Annotated in this window: 2 protein-coding genes; one reads left to right on the forward strand and one right to left on the reverse strand. The window is 56.8% G+C overall.

Translation table 11 applies throughout. The features are described 5' to 3' along the window. The first annotated feature begins 33 nt into the window (after positions 1-33). Entirely contained in the window at positions 34-804 is a 771-nt protein-coding gene (gloB, locus tag B3Z49_RS10175) for a hydroxyacylglutathione hydrolase (RefSeq protein ID WP_296990528.1), read from the forward strand. Between the two features lie 12 nt (positions 805-816). On the opposite strand, the gene B3Z49_RS10180 is transcribed toward gloB, so the two are convergent. Next, complete coding sequence (locus B3Z49_RS10180) at positions 817-2,064, reverse strand: ROK family transcriptional regulator (protein ID WP_296990530.1); 1,248 nt, start codon at positions 2,062-2,064, stop codon at positions 817-819. Positions 2,065-2,403: the final 339 nt, after the last annotated feature.

The raw sequence follows: 2,403 nt of genomic DNA on the forward strand, positions 1-2,403 counted from the left end.
CCCCAACATAGAAATTACATTTTGAGGTACGCCATGGCTGCCGGTGAAGTCATCGTCATTCCGTGTCTTTCAGACAATTACACCTATCTTGTGCGCTGCCACCGCAGCGAAGTCACCGCCATCGTTGATCCGGGCGAAGCAGGCCCGGTGATTGCCGCCCTTGAAGAGCGCGACTGGAGCCTTGATCTGGTGATCAACACCCATCACCACCATGACCATATCGGCGGCAATGCCGAATTGATCGAGAAATACGGTGCGAAATTGCTGGGCCCGACGGCCGAAACCGCGCGCATCCCCAACATGGATGAAACGTGCGGCGAGGGCGATCAGGTTCTGATCGGGGATCTGGAAGGACGGGTATTTGATGTGCCGGGTCATACCAGCGGGCATATCGCGTTCTATTTCCCGGCCATCACCGCGCTGTTTTCAGGCGACAGCCTGTTTGCGCTGGGCTGCGGGCGTTTGTTTGAGGGCACCCCCGAACAGATGTGGCATTCCTTGCAGAAGTTTCGCAATCTTCCGGCCAGCACGCAGGTCTATTGCGGCCATGAATATACCCAGGCCAATGCGAAATTCGCCAAAACGATCGAGCCCGACAACGCCATCCTGATCGCACGGTGCCAGGATATTGACGGGCTTCGCGCCCGCAACCTTCCGACCATTCCATCGCGCCTGGATGTGGAGCTTGTGACCAATCCGTTCCTGCGCGCCGATGAGCCATCGGTTGCCGCGGCATTGGGGATGAGTGGCGAAAGCCCGGTTGCGATCTTTACCGAGATTCGCAAACGCAAAGACAATTTCTAAGTTGATGTTGGATCAGGCCATCTGTTTGAACAAAACGTTCTGATCCAGCAGATAGCGCGAGAACAAGGGCAGACTTGCCGCACCGATGGCGCGTGCGGCACTGCCCACCCGCCCCTGTTCGATGCGGGGGCGTTCAATGCCTTGCAGATCGAGCTCGGAAATCGCGGCGCGGGTTGCGGCAACCACCCGTTCACAGACATCCGCCGGGAAGCCACCATCGACAATGACGGCTTCGAAATCAATTACCGAGCAGACCGAGGTGATGGCAATCGCCAGACTGCGCGCGGTGTGTTCAATCCAGATATCAAGCGTCTTGCCAAGGCCATGCCAGTAATCGGGATCGCGCCATAGCATCGCCGGATCGCCGCCTTCGCGGGTCAGCATCTGTTCAAGCACAAAGATCGAGGCCTGATCAATCAACTGGCTGGGATGGCCGCTGCGTGAGGAGACCGGCATGGAGCCAAAGGCGCCTGCATTACCCGTCCGCCCGGCATAGAGCGCCTGATTAAGCACAACCCCGCCGCCAATAAACGACCCGATAAAGAAATAGGCAAAATCGGAATAGTTCGGACCAAGGCCAAAGACCAATTCTGCCCCGCAGGCCGCGGTCGCGTCATTTTGCTGAAAGACCGGAAACGGCACGATGGCGGCAATTGCATCGACCAGATCAACCTCGCGCCAGGCATTCATGTCTTCGACCGGTGCGCCGACCTCATCGACCCAGTTCCAAAGTTCAAACGGGGCAGCGATGCCGACCCCGGCAATGCGGTCAATCTGGTTGCGATCAAGACCGGTCAGTATGTCATCGACAGCACCACGGACGAAACGGCGAATGCCATCGGGGGTGGGATATTTATACGCTTCGCGTTTGGTGGCGCGCACCGATCCGACGAAATCCATCAGGATCAATTCCGTGCTGCGCCGCCCGATCTTGAGCCCAAAGGAATAAACCCCGTCGGGATTGAGCGCCATCGGCACCTTTGGCTTGCCAACATTGCCGCGCACCGGCGTGCCGCGCATCAAAAGCCCGTCTTGTTCTAGTGCGCGCATGATGACGGAAACGGTCTGGGCCGAAAGCCCGGAAAGCCTTGCAATATCGGCCTTGGACAGACCGGCATTACGACGCACCAGCGACAACACAAGCCGTTCGTTATAGGCGCGTACGCGCAACTGATTGGCACCGCCGCCCGGATGCAATGGACGGACAGTGCGATCATCCGCCCCGATATCGTCCGGGTTTGCAGAGATGCTACCTGTCATATGTTCCTCCCACTCGGGCATTAGGTAACCTGAGTACCAATCAGAGTGACAGGATTAATTAATAAATCAATCGGATTTATTAATTGACAGTGTGGCTCATTTGGTGTGTCGTATGGTCATACAGGTTGAAGACCCGAACCCAAAAACGCGTGTCACGACCTGTTGGAAAACAGCAAAATCAGGCCAAAATGGCCAAATATTCAGGTTCAGTCCTGGGAGGAAACAAATGAAGAAAGCACTTCTTGGCGCCGCCCTTGGTGCGCTTGCACTGGGTATGACTGCGGCCCCGAACGCCGCAAAAGCCGACGAAATCGGCGCCTGCCTGATCACCAAAACCGA

The sequence above is a fragment of the Thalassospira sp. UBA1131 genome (genome assembly GCF_002311515.1).
Taxonomy (GTDB): Bacteria; Pseudomonadota; Alphaproteobacteria; order Rhodospirillales; family Thalassospiraceae; genus Thalassospira.